Genomic DNA, 15,596 nt, shown 5'->3' on the forward strand with positions numbered 1-15,596 from the left:
GAGACTTCCATGCTCAATGCCTTTATCTATGCCGGCCTGCGCACCCCCTTCGGCCGCCATGCCGGGACCCTGGCGCCGGTGCGCCCGGATGACCTGGCGGCCCACGTCATCCGTGAACTGCTCGCCCGCCATGGCGTGCCGGGCGAGGCCATCGAGGACGTGATCCTCGGCAACACCAACCAGGCCGGCGAGGACAGCCGCAACGTCGCCCGCCATGCCGCGCTGCTGGCCGGGCTGCCGGTGACGGTGCCGGGCCAGACGGTCAACCGCCTGTGCGCCAGCGGCCTGGCCGCGGTCATCGACGCCGCCCGCGCCGTGACCTGTGGCGAGGGCGAACTGTTCGTCGCCGGCGGCGTCGAGAGCATGTCCCGCGCGCCCTTCGTCATGGCCAAGGCCGAGGCCGCCTACAGCCGCGACCTGGCGGTGTTCGACAGCACCATAGGCGCGCGCTTCCCCAATCCGAAGATCGTCGCCGGGTTCGGCAACGACAGCATGCCGCAGACCGGCGATAACGTGGCCCGCGAATACGGCATCAGCCGCGAGCAGGCCGACCGCTTCGCCGCGGCGTCCCAGGCGCGCTACGAGGCGGCCCGCCAGGCCGGCTTCTTTGCCGGCGAGATCGTCCCGGTGAGCGTGCCCACCGGACGCAAGACGCCGCCGAAGGTGATCGAGCAGGACGAGCACCCGCGCCCGGACTCCGACGAAGCCGCGCTGGCGCGCCTGAAGCCGCTGTTCGAGGGCGGCGTGGTCACCGCCGGCAACGCCTCGGGGGTGAACGATGGCGCGGCGGCGCTGTTGATCGGCTCCGCCGCGGCCGGCGAGCGCCATGGGCTCGCGCCGCTGGCGCGAATCCTCTCCGCCGCGGCGGTGGGCGTGGAGCCGCGGATCATGGGCGTCGGCCCGGTCGAGGCGATCAACAAGGCGCTGGCGCGCGCCGGCCTGGGCCTCGCCGACATGGACATCATCGAGATCAACGAGGCCTTCGCCGCCCAGGTGCTCGGCTGCCTGAGCGGCCTGGGCGTCGCCTTCGACGATCCGCGGGTCAACCCCAACGGCGGCGCCATCGCCGTCGGCCACCCGCTGGGGGCTTCCGGCGCGCGGCTGGCGCTGAGCGTGGCGCGACAACTGCAGCGCAGTGGTCAACGCTATGCGGTGGTCAGCCTGTGCATCGGCGTGGGCCAGGGGCTCGCCATGGTTATCGAGCGCGTCTGAGCGCGCCAGTGAGGAGATGAAGATGGGCGCTTTGAGCGGATACCGCGTACTCGACCTCAGCCGTGTCCTGGCCGGCCCCTGGTGTGGCCAGATACTGGCCGACCTGGGCGCGGAGGTGATCAAGATCGAACGGCCCGGCGCGGGCGACGACACCCGCGGCTGGGGCCCGCCCTACATGAAGGCGGCGGACGGCTCGGACAGCCCCGAGGCCTCGTACTACCAGTCGACCAACCGCAACAAGCTGTCGGTGGCGCTGAACCTGGCCAGCCCCGAGGGCCAGGCGCTGGTGCGCGCGCTGGCCGGCGAATGCGACGTGCTGATCGAGAACTACAAGGCCGGCTCGCTGGCCAAGTACGGTCTGGACTACGAAAGCCTGTCCAGGCTCAACCCGCGCCTGGTCTATTGCTCCATCACCGGCTTCGGCCAGACCGGGCCGCGCGCGGAAGAGCCCGGCTACGACTTCATCATCCAGGGCATGGGCGGGCTGATGAGCATCACCGGCGAGAAGGACGGGGTGCCCGGCGCCGGCCCGCAGAAGGTCGGCGTGGCGGTGTCCGACGTGATGACCGGGCTGTACTCGGTGGTCGCCATCCAGGCCGCGTTGCTGGCGCGGGAGAAGACCGGCCGCGGCCAGCACTGCGACATGGCCCTGCTGGACGTGCAGGTGGCCATGCTCGGCAACCAGAGCCAGAACTACCTCGCCACCGGGCGCTCGCCGGGGCGGCAGGGCAACGCCCACGTCAACATCGTGCCGTACCAGGTGTTCTCCGGCAGCGACAGGGACTTCATCATCGCCTGCGGCAACGACAGCCAGTTCGTCGCCCTGTGCGAGGCCATCGGCCTGCCGCAGCTGCCCAAGGACCCGCGCTTCGCCCGCAACGCCGACCGCGTGCGCAACCGCGAGGCCATCGTCGGCCAACTGGCCGAGCACTTCCGCAAGGACAGCGCCGACAACTGGGTGGCCCGTATCCACGCGGTCAAGGTGCCGGTCGGCGTGATCAACGACATCGGCCGCGCCCTGGACGAGCCGCAGGTGCTGGCGCGCGACATGCTGGTGGAGATTCCCCACGCCCTCAACCCCGGCTTCAGGATGGTCGGCAGCCCGCTCAAGCTGTCCGAGACGCCGGTGCAGTACCAGCGCCCGGCGCCCATGCTCGGCGAGCACACCGACGAGGTGCTCAAGCGCCGGCTGGGGCTGGACGAGGCGCGCCTGGCGGAGCTCAAGGCCCAGGGCGTGATCGAGCAGCTCGGCGAGTGAAGCGTTCGTGAGCAAGCTTCGTAGGATGGGTTGAGCGAAGCGATACCCATCACCGGGGGCCGATGGGTATCGCTTCGCTCAACCCATCCTACGAAGAGCCCTTCGGCGCGGTCGGTACTACAGGTGGGCTCGGAGGCGGACGCATCGTAGGAGCGAGCTTGCTCGCGAACCCACCCAATTGCGGGCGGTGCTGCCGAGGTTTAGCCCGGCGCGTCGCCAAACCAAGGTCAAGCGGCGGATAACCGCGAACGGTTATTCGCCCTACGCACCTGCAACCCAGAGGAGAATCGAATGAAGGTAGTGGTCGCGGTAAAGCGCGTGGTCGATTACAACGTGAAGGTCCGGGTGAAAGCGGACAACTCCGGCGTCGACCTCGCCAACGTGAAGATGTCCATGAACCCCTTCTGCGAAATCGCCGTGGAAGAGGCCGTGCGCCTGAAGGAAAAGGGCGTCGCCAGTGAGATCGTGGTGGTCTCGGTTGGCCCCGGCGCCGCCCAGGAACAACTGCGCACCGCCCTGGCCCTGGGCGCCGACCGCGCCCTGTTGGTCGAGTCGAACGACGAGCTGAACTCCCTGGCCATCGCCAAGCTGCTCAAGGCCGTGGTCGACAAGGAGCAGCCGCAGTTGGTCATCCTCGGCAAGCAGGCCATCGACAGCGACAACAACCAGACCGGCCAGATGCTCGCCGCGCTGACCGGCTACGCCCAGGGCACCTTCGCCTCCAAGGTCGAGGTCGACGGCGCTCAGGTCAAGGTCACCCGCGAAATCGACGGCGGCCTGCAGACCGTGGCGCTGAACCTGCCGGCGATCGTCACCACCGACCTGCGCCTGAACGAGCCGCGCTACGCGTCGCTGCCGAACATCATGAAGGCGAAGAAGAAGCCGCTGGAGGTGATCACCCCGGACGCTCTCGGCGTGTCCACCGGCTCCACCGTCAAGACCCTCAAGGTCGAGGCGCCGGCGGCCCGCAGCGCCGGCATCAAGGTCAAGTCCGTGGCCGAACTGGTCGAGAAACTGAAGAACGAAGCGAAGGTGATCTGATGGCTGTCCTGGTTATTGCAGAACATTCGAATGGCGCGCTAGCCGCGGCGACGCTGAACACTGTCGCTGCCGCACAGAAGATCGGTGGCGATGTCGCCCTGCTGGTCGCCGGCCAGAACGTCGGCGCCGTGGCCGAAGCCACCGCCAAGATCGCGGGCGTTGCCAGGGTGCTGGTCGCCGACGACTCCGCCTACGCCCACCAGCTGCCGGAGAACATCGCGCCGCTGGTGGTTTCCATCGCCCAGAACTTCACCCACCTGCTGGCCCCGGCCACCACCAACGGCAAGAACTACCTGCCGCGCGTCGCCGCGCTGCTGGACGCCGACCAGATTTCCGAGATCGTCGAGGTGCTCGGCGCCGACACCTTCAAGCGCCCGATCTACGCCGGCAACGCCATCGCCACCGTGCAGTCCTCGGCGCCGATCAAGGTCATCAGCGTACGCACCACCGGCTTCGATGCGGTGAGCGCCGAAGGCGGCAGTGCCAGCATCGAGGCGCTGGGCGAGGTCTTCGATGCCCGCAGCTCGACTTTCATTGGCGAAGAGCTGGCCAAGTCCGACCGCCCGGAGCTGACCGCCGCGAAGATCGTGGTTTCCGGTGGCCGCGGCATGGGCAACGGCGACAACTTCAAGCTGCTCTACGCCCTGGCCGACAAGCTGGGCGCCGCCGTCGGCGCTTCCCGCGCCGCGGTGGACGCCGGCTTCGTGCCGAACGACATGCAGGTCGGCCAGACCGGCAAGATAGTCGCGCCGCAGCTCTACATCGCGGTGGGCATCTCCGGCGCCATCCAGCACCTGGCGGGCATGAAGGACTCCAAGGTCATCGTGGCCATCAACAAGGACGAGGAGGCGCCGATCTTCCAGGTCGCCGACTACGGCCTGGTGGGCGATCTGTTCGAGCTCGTACCGGCGCTGGAAAAGGCCGTCTGAGCCCCAGTCCACCCCTTGCCGGGCCGGACTCCGCCGGCTCGGCGTTTCGCCAACACCCTGCAAAGAAACAACAACAATGACTATTCGTCGACTCCCTGTGCTGGTCTCCGGACTGGCGCTGCTGCCCCCGTTCGCCCATGCCGAGTTCCTGGCCGACAGCAAGGCCAGCCTGGAAATGCGCAACTTCTACTTCAACCGCGACTACCGCCAGAGCGGCGCCAAACAGTCCTACTCGGAGGAGTGGGCGCAGGGCTTCCTGCTGCGCTACGAGTCCGGCTACACCGACGGCACCGTCGGCGTGGGCGTCGATGCCCTGGGCCTGCTGGGCCTCAAGCTCGATTCCAGCCCCGACCGCTCCGGCTCCGGGCTGCTGCCGTATTCCGCCAGCAGCGGCCGCGCCGCCGACGACTACAGCGACCTCGGCCTGACCGCCAAGCTGCGCGTCTCCCGCAGCACCCTGAAAGTCGGCACCCTGCTGCCCAAGCTGCCGGTGGTGCAGTACAACGACACCCGCCTGCTGCCGCAGACCTTCCAGGGCGCGCTGGTGGAGTCGAAGGAACTCGACGACCTCGACCTGCAGGCCGGCCAGCTGCGCCAGGTCAAGCAGCGCGACTCGTCCAACGCCGAGGACCTCAGCGTCACCCGCGGCAACAAGCGCAACATCGACGCCGGCAGCCACCTCAGCAGCGACCGTTTCAACCTCGCCGGCGGCACCTACCGCTGGAGCGAGCGCCTGAGCACCAGCTACCACTACGCCAATCTCGAAGACCTCTACCGCCAGCACTACCTGGGCCTGGTGCACGTGCTGCCGATCGCCGCCGGCCAGTCGCTGAAGTCCGACATCCGCTGGGCGCGCTCCACCGACGACGGCGGCAGCAACGTCGACAACCGCGCGCTCAACGCGATGTTCACCTACAGGCTCGACAACCACGCCTTCGGCCTGGGCTACCAGCGCATGTCCGGCGACACCGGCTTCGCCTACCTGACCGGCACCGATCCGTACCTGGTCAACTACGTGCAGATCGGCGACTTCGCCAACAAGGACGAACGCTCCTGGCAACTGCGCTACGACTACAACTTCGCCGCCCTCGGCCTGCCCGGCCTGAGCCTGATGACGCGCTACCTGCGCGGCGACAACATCGACCTGCTCAACGGCCAGGGCGATGGCAAGGAGTGGGAACGCGACACCGACATCGGCTACGTGGTGCAGGACGGGGCGCTGAAGAACCTCGGCTTCAAGGTGCGCAACAGCACCTTCCGCAGCAGCTTCGGCAACGACCTGGACGAGACGCGGCTGATCGTCAGCTACACCTTGCCGCTCTGGTAGGGCAGGGCCGGGGAAAGGGGAGCGCCGCCTGGCGCTCCCTCTTCTGCGCCGGGCAGGCCTATCGGCAATCAACGCCGTGAGCCTGGAAGTGGACAGCCCTGGTCTTTTCGTCCTCGCCGCGCAGGTTTGCGGATTTACTTCAGGAATTCTTGATACAAATCATTCTCAATGGCGTCGTTTGGTCCCTAAATGCGAGCTCGCGATTCCTCATCTGTCGAGCCAAGGAGAAGACCATGCGAATCAACCGCGCCGTTCCCGTGATACTGGCGCTCGCCGCCCCGTTCGCGGCGGCCAAGGAGTACCCCATCGGCGCGCCGCAGGCCTGCGGCGGGATGGAGATCGGCGCGGTGTACCTGCAGCCGATCGAGATGGACCCGCCCGGGATGATGCGCGCCGCCGCGCAGTCCGACGTGCACCTGGAGGCCGACATCGCCGCCACCGCCGACAACCCCAACGGCTTCCAGGAGGGCAGCTGGATTCCCTACCTGCGGGTGGCCTACGAACTGCGCAAGGACGGCAGCGACCAGGTCCTCAAGGGCGACTTCCACGGCATGGTGGCCAGCGACGGCCCGCACTACGGCGACAACATCAAGCTGCTCGGCCCGGGCAAGTACCACCTGACCTACACCATCCTGCCGCCGTCGGAGGCCTCCATGTTCGGCCGCCACGTCGACAAGGAAACCGGCGTGGCGCCCTGGTTCGAGACCTGCAAGGTGGAATACGACTTCACCTACGCCGGCATCGGCAAGAAAGGCGGCTATTGATGCGCGGGCCGCACCCGTTGCGGGTGCGGCGTTACCTTCCCCGAGAGTCGCGAGGCCGTCATGTTGCGCTCGTTCTTCTGCCTGCTGGCACTGTCGTTCGCCGTTGCCGCGCAGGCAGCGCCGCTCCCCACCTATGAACTGACCATCAAGGATGGCCACTTCACCCCCCAGACCCTGGAAGTGCCCTCCGGGCAGCGCTTCAAGGTCGTGGTGCGCAACGCCGGCAGCGGGCCGGCCGAGTTCGAGAGCACGCCGCTGCGGGTGGAGAAGGTGCTCTCGCCGGGCGTCACCTCGTTCGTGGTGATCCACCCCCTGCGTCCCGGCCGCTATCCCTTCTTCGACGAATTCCACATGGACCTGCCGCAAGGCGAGATCGTGGCGCACTGACCGGGAGCCAAGCATGCTGCAATCCTTGTTCATCGTCTGGCGCGAGAGCGTCGAGGCGCTGCTGGTCGTCGGCATCCTGCATGCCTGGCTCTGCCATCGCCCGGAGCCCGCGCGCGGCCTGCGCATGCTCTGGAGCGGGGTGGGGCTGGGCGTCGTGCTGGCCTGCTCGCTGGCCGCGCTGTTCATGCTCGCCGGGGAGTGGCTGGCGGGGCCGTCCGGCGAATGGTTCCAGGCCGCCATGGTGCTCTGCGCCAGCCTGCTGATCCTGCAGATGGTGGTGTGGATGCACCGCCATGGGCGCGGCATGAAGCGCCAACTGGAGCGGGACGCCGAGCGCAGCATCGCCGAGGACGGCGGCTGGGGCGTGCTGCTGCTGGCGATGCTGGCGGTGGCCCGCGAAGGCAGCGAGACGGTGGTGTTCCTCTACGGCATCGGCGCGCAGCAGGGGGCGGACTGGAGCTGGTTCGCCCTGGGCGGCGTGCTCGGCTTCCTGCTGGCGCTGGCCACCTACGCCGCGCTGCAGTGGTCCTCGCGGATACTCACCTGGCGGCGCTTCTTCCGCGTCAGCGAAGTCCTCCTGCTGCTGCTCGGCGGCGCCCTGCTGATGGCGGCGCTGGACCGGGTGGCGGGGCAGGTCATGGCGCTGGACCTGCCCGAATGGTGCTACGGGCTGTTCGGCGATCCGCTCTGGGACACCTCCGCCTGGCTCAGTGACGGCCACGGCCTGGGTGCCGCCCTGGCCGGCTTCGCCGGATACCGCGCCGCGCCCTCGCTGCTGGCGGTGCTGCTGTTGCCGGCCTACTGGGCGCTGGCGAGCTACCTGTGCCGGCGCGGTGAGCGCCGCGTCGAGGCCCGGCTGGCATGAATGGCGCGCCTTCCCTCTTGCTGACCCGGTCGTTGGCCCGGCTGGGGGACGGCATGCGCCGGCATGCCGGGCTGATCCGCGCCCTGCAATGGGCCGTGGTGCTGTTCTACGCGGTGCTGCTGATCGTCCCGGCCTGCCTGGACCTGCCGCCGGCCCAGGCGCGCATGCTGGACAACCTGGCGGTGTTCGCGCAGTTCGTGTTCTGGGGCATCTGGTGGCCCTTCGTGCTGCTGTCGATGCTGCTGTTCGGGCGGCTCTGGTGCGGGCTGTTCTGCCCCGAGGGCGCACTCAGCGAATGGGCGAGCCGGCATGGCCGCGGGCGCGGCGTGCCACGCTGGATGCGCTGGGGCGGCTGGCCGTTCCTGGCCTTCTGCCTGACCACCCTGTACGGGCAACTGGTCAGCGTCTACGACTACGCGCTGCCGGCGCTGCTGATTCTCGGCGGCTCGACCCTGGCGGCGATGCTGGTGGGCTTCCTCTACGGGCGCGGCAAGCGCGTCTGGTGCCGCTACCTGTGCCCGGTCAGCGGCGTGTTCAACCTGCTCGCGCGGCTGGCGCCGGTGCACTTCCGCGTCGACGAGGCGCGCTGGCTGGCCAATGCCGGGCCGCACCTGCCGACGCCCAACTGCGCCCCGCTGATCGACATCCGCCGCATGAGCGGCTGCGCCGACTGCCATTCCTGCGGCCGCTGCAGCGGCCAGCGCGGCGCCGTGGCCCTGAGCCCGCGCTGGCCGAACGAGGAAATCGTCGTCCACGGCCAGCGCACGGAAAGCCCCTGGCCGGTGCGCCTGCTGCTGTTCGGGGTGATCGGCCTGGCCATGGGCGCCTTCAACTGGACGCTCAGCCCCTGGTTCATCGCGCTCAAGCAGACGAGCGCGGAGTGGCTGGTGGAGCGGGGCATCCTCTGGCCGCTGGAGGCCAACGCGCCCTGGTGGGTGCTGACGCATTACCCGCAGAACAACGACCTCTTCACCTGGCTCGACGGCGGCGTGCTGGTCGTCTACGTGCTGGCCTGGGCGCTGCTCATGGGCACCTGGCTGACGGCGCTGCTGCGCCTGGCCGGCAGGGTATCGGGGAAAGGGCAGGGGCTGCATGGGCACCTGGCCCAGGCGCTGATTCCCCTGGGCGGCTGCGGGCTGTTCCTGGGGCTTTCGGCCACCACGGTGAAACTGCTGCGCTACGAGGGGCTGGCCCTCGGCTGGGTGCAGCCGGCGCGGGCCCTGCTGCTGGCGGGCGCCTGCGCCTGGACGCTGTGGCTGGGCTGGCGGATCCTCCGCCGCCGCGGCGTCGCGCCCCTGCGCCAGCCAGCCGCGCTGGCTTGCCTGGCGCTGGCCTGCGTGCCGGTGCTGGGCGGCTGGTGGCTGATGTTCTGGGGTTGGAGCTGAAGGGGCGAGGCTGAATCCTGATGTAGCTGGGGCTTCCCCTCTGCCGGGGACATGCACGCTTCGGCGATGGCGATGGAAACCTCCGGAGCGGCAACGCCCGCCGCCCCGGAGGCCCGGTTCAGAACGCCTTGGTCAGCACGGCCCGCAACAGGTAGCCCTTGAAGTCGTCGTTGACCGCGTATTCCTGGTAGGCCGCCAGGTTCAGGCCGACGCCCGCGGCCGGCCAGAAGTAGCCGCCCTCCAGGCCGGCCGCGTGTCTTTGCGCGTCGCCGTCGCCCAGTTGCCACTGGTCGTAGCCGACGAGGCCGAGTTTCAGGCCGTTGTCCAGGCGCTTGGCGAGGCCCCATTCGACCAGGAACGTGTCTTCCACGTCAGAGTCGTCCGCGGCTTCGTAGCGGCTGAGGACGCTCAGGCTGAGGTCCTTGCGCTCGGTCAGGTAGAGGTTGCCGCCCAGGGTGAGCATCAGTTCGGAATAGCCCAGCCCGGGGTCGGCCGGCCGGTCGTCCTGGCCGGTGGGCGACCAGAACCCGGCGCCCGCCACGGCGTCCCAGCGCTGGCCATGCCAGCCGATGACGCTGCCGGCGTAGATGTCGCCCACGCCCCAGGCCGAGTCGTCGACGGCTCCCGACGCCAGGTGCAGGTCGGTGTGGGTCACCGGGACTATGGTCTCGAAGGTCAGGTCGCCGCCCAGGACCTTCTGCCCGGTGACCCAGACCAGGCGGTTGGCCAGGGCGTCGACGCGCACGTCGCTGTCGGGGACGGCGTCGTGCCGGTCGGCCTGGTAGTGCACGGCGTAGCCGCGGTAGTACACGCCGGGAGGCGGCACGACGGCGCCGTCGATGCCTTCGACGCCAGGGCTGTAATGGCCCCCGGCCAGGGCGGAGAGGGGCAGCAGCAGGGCCAGGATTGCGGGAGCGAGGTTCTTGTTCTTGGTAATGCTCATGGTGTCTTCCGGTAGGTCGGCAGGGTGGGTGTGGTCAATGCCGGGTTGCTTCGCGGGGGACTGCCGTTTTCACTGGCTTTCCGACTTCAGCCTGGATTGGCCGCCGACGCCGTAGTGCTGCCTGGCCATGTCGCTGAGGATGATCCGCACCGCGTCCCGCGGGACCGCCAGGGCGCGGTGGCAGGCTTCGGTGACTTCGTGGATCAGTTGCTCCTTCTGCTCGTCCGTGCGGCCTTCGACGAGATGGATGCTGATGATGGGCATGGGGCTTTTTTCCTCTCAGGGGTGGGTTCCGCCCTTTCTGGCGGATGAGCGAAGCCGTGGGCCCTGCCGGTATGCAGGCGGGGCCCCGGTGTGGTTTCGGGCGTCAGGCGGAGGTCAGGTCGCCTCGAGGCCGGCACCGATGCGCAGCGGCGCCGTCTCCTTGAGGCAGAGCGTCACCAGCAGCCCGCAGGCCATGGCGCCGAGCGCCAGCAGGGGCGTGTGCTGGATGCCGTGGTGGTTGGCGACGTAGCCCGCCAGGCCGGGAGCGATGCCGCCGCCGAAGATTTCGCCGATGCCGACGACGAAACCCGAGGCGGTGGACATGAGCGTCGCCGGCACCGATTCGGTGGTGGCCGGCCCCACGGTCAGGCAGATCAGCCCGAAGTCGAAGAAGACCGTGAAGAACAGGGTGAGGAACAGGCGGGAGGTATCCGCGCCGGTGTTGATCAGCAGGTACAGCGAGGCCACCCCGCAGAGCACCGACAGCACCATCACCGGCTTGCGGCCGATGCGGTCGGACAGGCTGGGCAGGACGATGGTGCCGACGGCGCCGCCGAAGCCGATGGCGGAGAGCACGTAGCCCATCTGCGCCAGGCTGAGCCCCAGGTAGTCGAGCAGGTAGTTGGGCAGGAACGCCCCCAGCACCACGAGGACGGTCAGCCAGCACATCATGCCGAGGATGTTCAGCGGCACGTTGCGGCTCTTGAAGGCATCGCGCCAGTGATGGCGGCCGGCGTCGTGGGTGCTGGTGTGTTCCGCGGCCGTGGCCGCGTCGGTGTTGCGCAGCACCTTGTACAGCAGGTAGCCGACGATCAACCCGGGGAGCATCACCATGGCGAACACCCAGTGCCAGTCGAACAGGTGCAGCAGCTGGGTGGCCAGCAGCGGGGCGAGCGCCAGGCCGAAGAGCGGCATCGCGGCCTGCTGGATGCCCAGGTTCAGGCCGTGGCGGCTGGGCCTCGAGGCCTCCAGCGTGGCGACGATGCTGGCCGGCGTGTAGGCGCCCTCGGCCGCGCCTATGACCGCGCGGATCAGCATCAGGCTGACCAGGCCGGTGGCCAGGCCGCTGCAGCCGGCCAGCAGGGAGAAGAGGATGACCGCGGGGATGATCACCGCGCGGTGGCCAAGGCGGTCGGACAGCTTGCCCATGAACAGGGACGAGCAGCCCCAGGTCACGGCTAGGATGCCGGTTATCAGGCCGAGGTCCTGATAGTCCAGGCCCAGGTCCTTCATCATGACCGGGAAGAGCGGCATGATCATGAAACGGTCGATGCTGACCAGGCCGAAGCCGAGCGCCAGCAGCAGGACGGCTTTCCACTCGTACGAGGTATCGGGGCGATTGCCCTGGGTGTTTTTCATGTTTTCGTCCACTGTTGTTCTTGTAATAGGAACGTGCCGGTACCACGGGGTGCACGCCTGGCCGGCACTTTGGGTTGGTACTGCGTCGTCGGTCAGTCGGGGGCCAGTACGAAGTCGAACCTGGCCGTCCAGCGGGTGGCGCCGCCCGGGTTCGCCTCGAATATCTGGATGAGGGATTGCTTAACGCCGAACACCGTGTCGGAGGCCAGGTACGCGTCGCCGGACACGAAGGTGTGCGTCACCAGGCGCTGGTAGCCCTCGGCCCCGACCATGAAATGCATGTGGGCGGGGCGCCACGGGTGCCGCCCCAGGCGAGCCAGCAACTGGCCGACCGGGCCGTCGTCGGGGATCGGGTAGGGCACCGGCTTGATGCCGCGGAAGCGGTAGCGCCCGTCGGCGCCGGTGACGAAGCGGCCACGGTTGTTCCACTCCGGTTGCAGCCCGGGTTGCTGCACGTCGTAGTAGCCCTCGGCGTTGTCCGACCACACGTCCAGCACGGCGCCGGCGATGGGCTGGCCCTGCAGGTCGAGGACTCGGCCTTCGTACAGGCAGCTTTCACCTTTCTCGTCCAGGGATATGGTGTCGCCCATGGCGCGCAGGGGCGCGTTCTCCACGTGGAAGGGGCCGAACACCGTGCTCTCGGTCGCGCCGGGCGGGCGCCGGTGGTTGATGGCGTCCACCAGCATGGAGACGCCCAGGGTGTCGCTGAGCAGGATGAATTCCTGGCGGTGGTCGGAGCAGAGCTGCCCCGTCCTGGTCAGGAAGTCGATCGCCAGTTCCCATTCGGCCTCGGTCAGCTCCACCTCGCGGACGAAGCTGTGCAAGTGCTCGACCAGCGAAGCCATGACGGTACGCAGGCGCGGGTCGATGGCATCCCCCATGCGTGCGTTGACGGTCTTCGCCGACGCTGCCTCGGTAAAGTATTCGATCATCTGGTTCACCTTGATGCTTTCGTGTGGCCGCCGGGGCGGTGCGCTCATTCCGGCCGCAGGCCAGCCCAGGCCCGTTGCAGGAGCGCGCGGATGGCCTCGCGCTCGACCGGTCGGGGGTTCCAGTACGGGTTGGTCACGGCCAGGTCCGCGGCGCGGTCCAGGTCGCTTTCGCGCAGGCCCAGGTCCTTCAGCGCCAGGGGCGCGCCCAGCTGCCCGGCGAAGTCGTGGAGGCCGCCGCCGAGGTCGCCGCCGAACAGTTCGGCCGCCGGCTGCAGGGCCTCGGCCGCGGCCTGCTGGTTGTAGGCGGCGGTGTGGGGCAGCATGACCGCGTGGGTTTCGGCGTGGGGCAGGTTGAAGCTGCCGCCCAGGGTGTGGCAGAGCTTGTGGTGCAGGGCCATGCCGACGCTGCCCAGCACCGTGCCGCACAGCCAGGCGCCATACAGGGCCGAGCTGCGCGCGGCGATGTCCTCCGGCTGCCGGACCACGCCGGGCAGGGCCTGCTTCAGCGCCCGGATGCCTTCCACCGCCATCAGCGAGGTGATGGGGTTGCGGTTGCGCGCATACAGTCCCTCCACGGCGTGGGCCATGGCGTTGAGGGCGCTGGTGATGCTCATGGACACCGGCAGCCCGAGGGTCAGCTGCGGGTCGTAGATCACCACTTCGGGGAGGATCGACGGCGCGCTCACCGTGGTCTTCACACCGTTTTCCGTCTGCCCGAGGATGGGCGTCACCTCGGAGCCTGCGTAGGTCGTCGGGATCACCACCTGGGGGGCGTCGTTGCGGTAGGCGATGGCCTTGCCCAGTCCGATGGTGGAGCCGCCGCCCAGGGCCACGACGCTGTCCGCGCCCAGCTCGGCATAGCGCGCCAGCGCCGCCTCGGTCACCTCTACGGGGGTGTGCATGGTGGCCTGGGCGAAGACGCCGACGCCCAGCCCGCCAAGGCTGTCGAGCAGCCGCTCGGCGTCCGCCTGTTGCGCGGGCGTCGAGAGCAGCAGGGCGTGCCGGCAACCCAGGGCCTCCAGTTCCGCGGCCGCGCGCAGGGAACTGCCGGCGCCGAAGACCACGCGGGCGGGGTTTTGGGTATAGAGAAATTCGTGCATCAGGATGGACTCCGTGTCGGTCAGGCGAAGGCGGCGGTCGCTTCGCGGGAAGCGGCCTGGAGGTGCGTCAGGTGAAGCTGCCCCAGCAGGTCGTCCAGCTGGCGCTGCAGCGCCTCGGCCGAGCCGGCGCTGGCGGCGACGTAGAAGTCCGGGCGAATCACCAGGTAGCGGGCGCCGAGCTGTTCCAGCCAGGCGGCATAGGTGCCTTCGGCGTCTTCCAGGTCGCAATGGCTGCCCGGGCGGCCGAGGGTGACGAAGCGTGCGCCCAGGTGTTCCAGCGCCTGCAACTGATGGGAGGGCAGGGCCTGGCGGGGCGATTGCTCGAAACCGATGACCAGCCAGCCGCGGCCGGCGAGGTCGTCGAAGCGCCCGCGCCGCTCGCCCGCGCGGACGATGCCCTGCACCGAGAGTTCGCCGGCGTGGGCCGCGTCCTTGCACCAGATGCCTGGGCCCAGCGCCGCCTTGTCGGTGGGCACCGGCGTGCGGCCGGAGGCCTCCAGTTCCGCCTTCATGCGCCGGTCGCGCTCGGCGGCTTCCTGCGGGTCGGTGATGCAGATGATGCGCCCCAGCTCCATGGAGAACTCGATGTAGTGCTTGGCATGTTCGCGGCGTTCGCTGGTGTAGCTGTCCAGCACCGCCTCGCCCAGGGTGCCGTCGAGGATGGCGTCCAGGCGCCAGGCCAGGGCGACAGCGTCGCGCAGGCCGGCGCACATGCCCTCGCCAGCGAAGGGCGGCATCAGGTGCGCGGCATCGCCGGCGATCAGGCCGCGGCCGTTGCGCCAGGACTCCGCCCAGCAGGCCTGGAAGCGGTACACGGCGCTGCGTTCCAGTGTCGCGTTGGCCGCCGTCAGGCCCCAGGGCTGCATCAGGCTCCAGGCGTTTTCCGGGCTGGCCAGCGCCTCTGCCGACTCGCCGGGCAGCGCCATGAACTCCCAGCGCAGGCGGCCGGGGCCGCCCGGCACTATGGTGGTGGGGCGCCTGGGATCGCACAGCTGCCAGTGCACCGGGTCCAGCACCTGTTCCTGGTGCGGGATCATGTCGAGGATCAGCCAGTCGTAGAAGAAGCCGCGGTCAGTGAGGCTCAGGCCCAGCGCCTTGCGCACGAAGCTGTTGGCGCCATCGGCGCCCACGACGTAGCGGGCGCGGATGCGGCTGGGCGCGTCCGGCGCATCGCCAATGCCGCCGAGGCAGATGCCCTGGTCATCCTGCTGCAGTTCGTTGGCTTCCCAGCCACGGATCAGGCGGATGTTCGCGATGCCCTCGGCGATGCCCAGCAGGCGCCTTTCCAGGCCGGGCTGGTTGAACCAGTAGCGCACCCGCCAGCCGGAGGCCGAGGTGCTTTTCCAGTCGACGATCTGCAGGTCTTCGCCGGCGGCGTTGCGCCAGTAGTAGAGCTCGTCGTGGTAGTTGATCGCCGGGTCGTTGTCGGAGTCGATACCCAGGCCCGCGAGTATCCTGGCGATCTCATGGTCGAAGGTCACGGCGCGGGGGCGGTCGTAGGGTTGCGGCCAGCGCTCCACCAGGGTGACGCGGTGGCCCTTGCGGCCCAGCAGAATGGCCAGCAGGGTGCCGACGGGGCCGGCCCCGACGATGGCCACGTCCGCGTCGTAGCGCGCTTCGCCGGCGTTGTCGGCGGGTAAACCAGGCATGCTCATTGTCATTGTTCTCGCTCTCCGGATACCGGGCCGCCACGCCCGGCATCGCCATCTTGTTATCGGGTAGCCCTCCGTGGTGGGCAGGGCGCGGCGTCCCGTCCGTCCCCAGCGCGTTGCGCTTGAGAGGGCAATGGCAAGCGGCATGCCAAGGGTTCGTTGATTTTGTTTTCTTCAG

The 15,596-nt window shown here is 69.0% G+C and carries 15 protein-coding genes; 9 read left to right on the forward strand and 6 right to left on the reverse strand.

Features of this window, described 5'->3' with window-relative positions:
• Positions 1-9: 9 nt before the first annotated feature.
• The 9 genes from RN02_RS27445 to RN02_RS27485 all read left to right on the forward strand — a co-directional run bounded on the left by RN02_RS27445 (position 10) and on the right by RN02_RS27485 (position 9,168).
• Positions 10-1,212 carry a 3-oxoadipyl-CoA thiolase gene (locus RN02_RS27445; RefSeq protein ID WP_043318325.1) on the forward strand — a complete coding sequence of 401 codons (1,203 nt, stop codon included), beginning with the start codon at positions 10-12 and terminating at the stop codon, positions 1,210-1,212.
• A 22-nt stretch (positions 1,213-1,234) separates the two neighbouring features.
• Entirely contained in the window at positions 1,235-2,470 is a 1,236-nt protein-coding gene (locus RN02_RS27450) for a CaiB/BaiF CoA transferase family protein (RefSeq protein ID WP_043318392.1), read from the forward strand.
• Between the two features lie 291 nt (positions 2,471-2,761).
• Complete coding sequence (locus tag RN02_RS27455; protein ID WP_043318327.1) at positions 2,762-3,511, forward strand: electron transfer flavoprotein subunit beta/FixA family protein; 750 nt, start codon at positions 2,762-2,764, stop codon at positions 3,509-3,511.
• The gene (locus RN02_RS27460) at positions 3,511-4,440 is read left to right on the forward strand and encodes an electron transfer flavoprotein subunit alpha/FixB family protein (RefSeq protein WP_043318329.1); all 930 of its coding nucleotides are present in this window, start codon (positions 3,511-3,513) and stop codon (positions 4,438-4,440) included. Before RN02_RS27455 ends, RN02_RS27460 begins: the two co-directional genes overlap by 1 nt.
• Before the next feature lie 76 nt (positions 4,441-4,516).
• A complete protein-coding gene (locus tag RN02_RS27465; protein ID WP_043318331.1) occupies positions 4,517-5,767 on the forward strand; it encodes an OprD family porin in 1,251 nt (416 codons plus the stop codon).
• Between the two features lie 233 nt (positions 5,768-6,000).
• A complete protein-coding gene (locus tag RN02_RS27470; RefSeq protein ID WP_009623170.1) occupies positions 6,001-6,531 on the forward strand; it encodes an iron transporter in 531 nt (176 codons plus the stop codon).
• A 60-nt stretch (positions 6,532-6,591) separates the two neighbouring features.
• Complete coding sequence (locus tag RN02_RS27475) at positions 6,592-6,918, forward strand: cupredoxin domain-containing protein (protein WP_043318333.1); 327 nt, start codon at positions 6,592-6,594, stop codon at positions 6,916-6,918.
• 13 nt (positions 6,919-6,931) lie between these two features.
• On the forward strand, positions 6,932-7,783 hold the full coding sequence (locus tag RN02_RS27480) for an FTR1 family iron permease (protein ID WP_043318335.1): 852 nt from the start codon (positions 6,932-6,934) through the stop codon (positions 7,781-7,783).
• On the forward strand, positions 7,780-9,168 hold the full coding sequence (locus RN02_RS27485; RefSeq protein WP_052267886.1) for a 4Fe-4S binding protein: 1,389 nt from the start codon (positions 7,780-7,782) through the stop codon (positions 9,166-9,168). The genes RN02_RS27480 and RN02_RS27485 overlap by 4 nt, the downstream gene beginning before the upstream one ends.
• A gap of 118 nt (positions 9,169-9,286) precedes the next feature.
• Here the strand turns inward: RN02_RS27485 and RN02_RS27490 are convergent, their stop codons facing one another.
• The 6 genes from RN02_RS27490 to mhpA all read right to left on the reverse strand — a co-directional run bounded on the left by RN02_RS27490 (position 9,287) and on the right by mhpA (position 15,415).
• A complete protein-coding gene (locus tag RN02_RS27490; RefSeq protein WP_052267888.1) occupies positions 9,287-10,111 on the reverse strand; it encodes a SphA family protein in 825 nt (274 codons plus the stop codon).
• Between the two features lie 69 nt (positions 10,112-10,180).
• On the reverse strand, positions 10,181-10,375 hold the full coding sequence (locus RN02_RS27495; RefSeq protein WP_009623158.1) for a 2-hydroxymuconate tautomerase: 195 nt from the start codon (positions 10,373-10,375) through the stop codon (positions 10,181-10,183).
• A 114-nt stretch (positions 10,376-10,489) separates the two neighbouring features.
• On the reverse strand, positions 10,490-11,734 hold the full coding sequence (locus RN02_RS27500; RefSeq protein WP_043318396.1) for an MFS transporter: 1,245 nt from the start codon (positions 11,732-11,734) through the stop codon (positions 10,490-10,492).
• Between the two features lie 92 nt (positions 11,735-11,826).
• A complete protein-coding gene (locus RN02_RS27505) occupies positions 11,827-12,666 on the reverse strand; it encodes an intradiol ring-cleavage dioxygenase (protein WP_043318398.1) in 840 nt (279 codons plus the stop codon).
• A 44-nt stretch (positions 12,667-12,710) separates the two neighbouring features.
• The gene (locus RN02_RS27510) at positions 12,711-13,766 is read right to left on the reverse strand and encodes a maleylacetate reductase (protein ID WP_043318337.1); all 1,056 of its coding nucleotides are present in this window, start codon (positions 13,764-13,766) and stop codon (positions 12,711-12,713) included.
• A gap of 20 nt (positions 13,767-13,786) precedes the next feature.
• Complete coding sequence (gene mhpA, locus RN02_RS27515) at positions 13,787-15,415, reverse strand: bifunctional 3-(3-hydroxy-phenyl)propionate/3-hydroxycinnamic acid hydroxylase MhpA (protein WP_043318400.1); 1,629 nt, start codon at positions 15,413-15,415, stop codon at positions 13,787-13,789.
• Positions 15,416-15,596: the final 181 nt, after the last annotated feature.

Source organism: Pseudomonas sp. PI1 (assembly GCF_000812405.1).
Taxonomy (GTDB): Bacteria; Pseudomonadota; Gammaproteobacteria; order Pseudomonadales; family Pseudomonadaceae; genus Pseudomonas; species Pseudomonas citronellolis.

Coding starts and splice junctions, on each gene's coding strand:
- RN02_RS27505 (WP_043318398.1), bottom strand. CDS start 12,666: ATGATCGAATACTTTACCGAGGCAGCGTCGGCGAAGACCGTCAACGCA.
- RN02_RS27485 (WP_052267886.1), top strand. CDS start 7,780: ATGAATGGCGCGCCTTCCCTCTTGCTGACCCGGTCGTTGGCCCGGCTG.
- RN02_RS27495 (WP_009623158.1), bottom strand. CDS start 10,375: ATGCCCATCATCAGCATCCATCTCGTCGAAGGCCGCACGGACGAGCAG.
- RN02_RS27490 (WP_052267888.1), bottom strand. CDS start 10,111: ATGAGCATTACCAAGAACAAGAACCTCGCTCCCGCAATCCTGGCCCTG.
- RN02_RS27460 (WP_043318329.1), top strand. CDS start 3,511: ATGGCTGTCCTGGTTATTGCAGAACATTCGAATGGCGCGCTAGCCGCG.
- RN02_RS27510 (WP_043318337.1), bottom strand. CDS start 13,766: ATGCACGAATTTCTCTATACCCAAAACCCCGCCCGCGTGGTCTTCGGC.
- RN02_RS27445 (WP_043318325.1), top strand. CDS start 10: ATGCTCAATGCCTTTATCTATGCCGGCCTGCGCACCCCCTTCGGCCGC.
- RN02_RS27480 (WP_043318335.1), top strand. CDS start 6,932: ATGCTGCAATCCTTGTTCATCGTCTGGCGCGAGAGCGTCGAGGCGCTG.
- RN02_RS27455 (WP_043318327.1), top strand. CDS start 2,762: ATGAAGGTAGTGGTCGCGGTAAAGCGCGTGGTCGATTACAACGTGAAG.
- mhpA (WP_043318400.1), bottom strand. CDS start 15,415: ATGCCTGGTTTACCCGCCGACAACGCCGGCGAAGCGCGCTACGACGCG.
- RN02_RS27465 (WP_043318331.1), top strand. CDS start 4,517: ATGACTATTCGTCGACTCCCTGTGCTGGTCTCCGGACTGGCGCTGCTG.
- RN02_RS27500 (WP_043318396.1), bottom strand. CDS start 11,734: ATGAAAAACACCCAGGGCAATCGCCCCGATACCTCGTACGAGTGGAAA.
- RN02_RS27475 (WP_043318333.1), top strand. CDS start 6,592: ATGTTGCGCTCGTTCTTCTGCCTGCTGGCACTGTCGTTCGCCGTTGCC.
- RN02_RS27470 (WP_009623170.1), top strand. CDS start 6,001: ATGCGAATCAACCGCGCCGTTCCCGTGATACTGGCGCTCGCCGCCCCG.
- RN02_RS27450 (WP_043318392.1), top strand. CDS start 1,235: ATGGGCGCTTTGAGCGGATACCGCGTACTCGACCTCAGCCGTGTCCTG.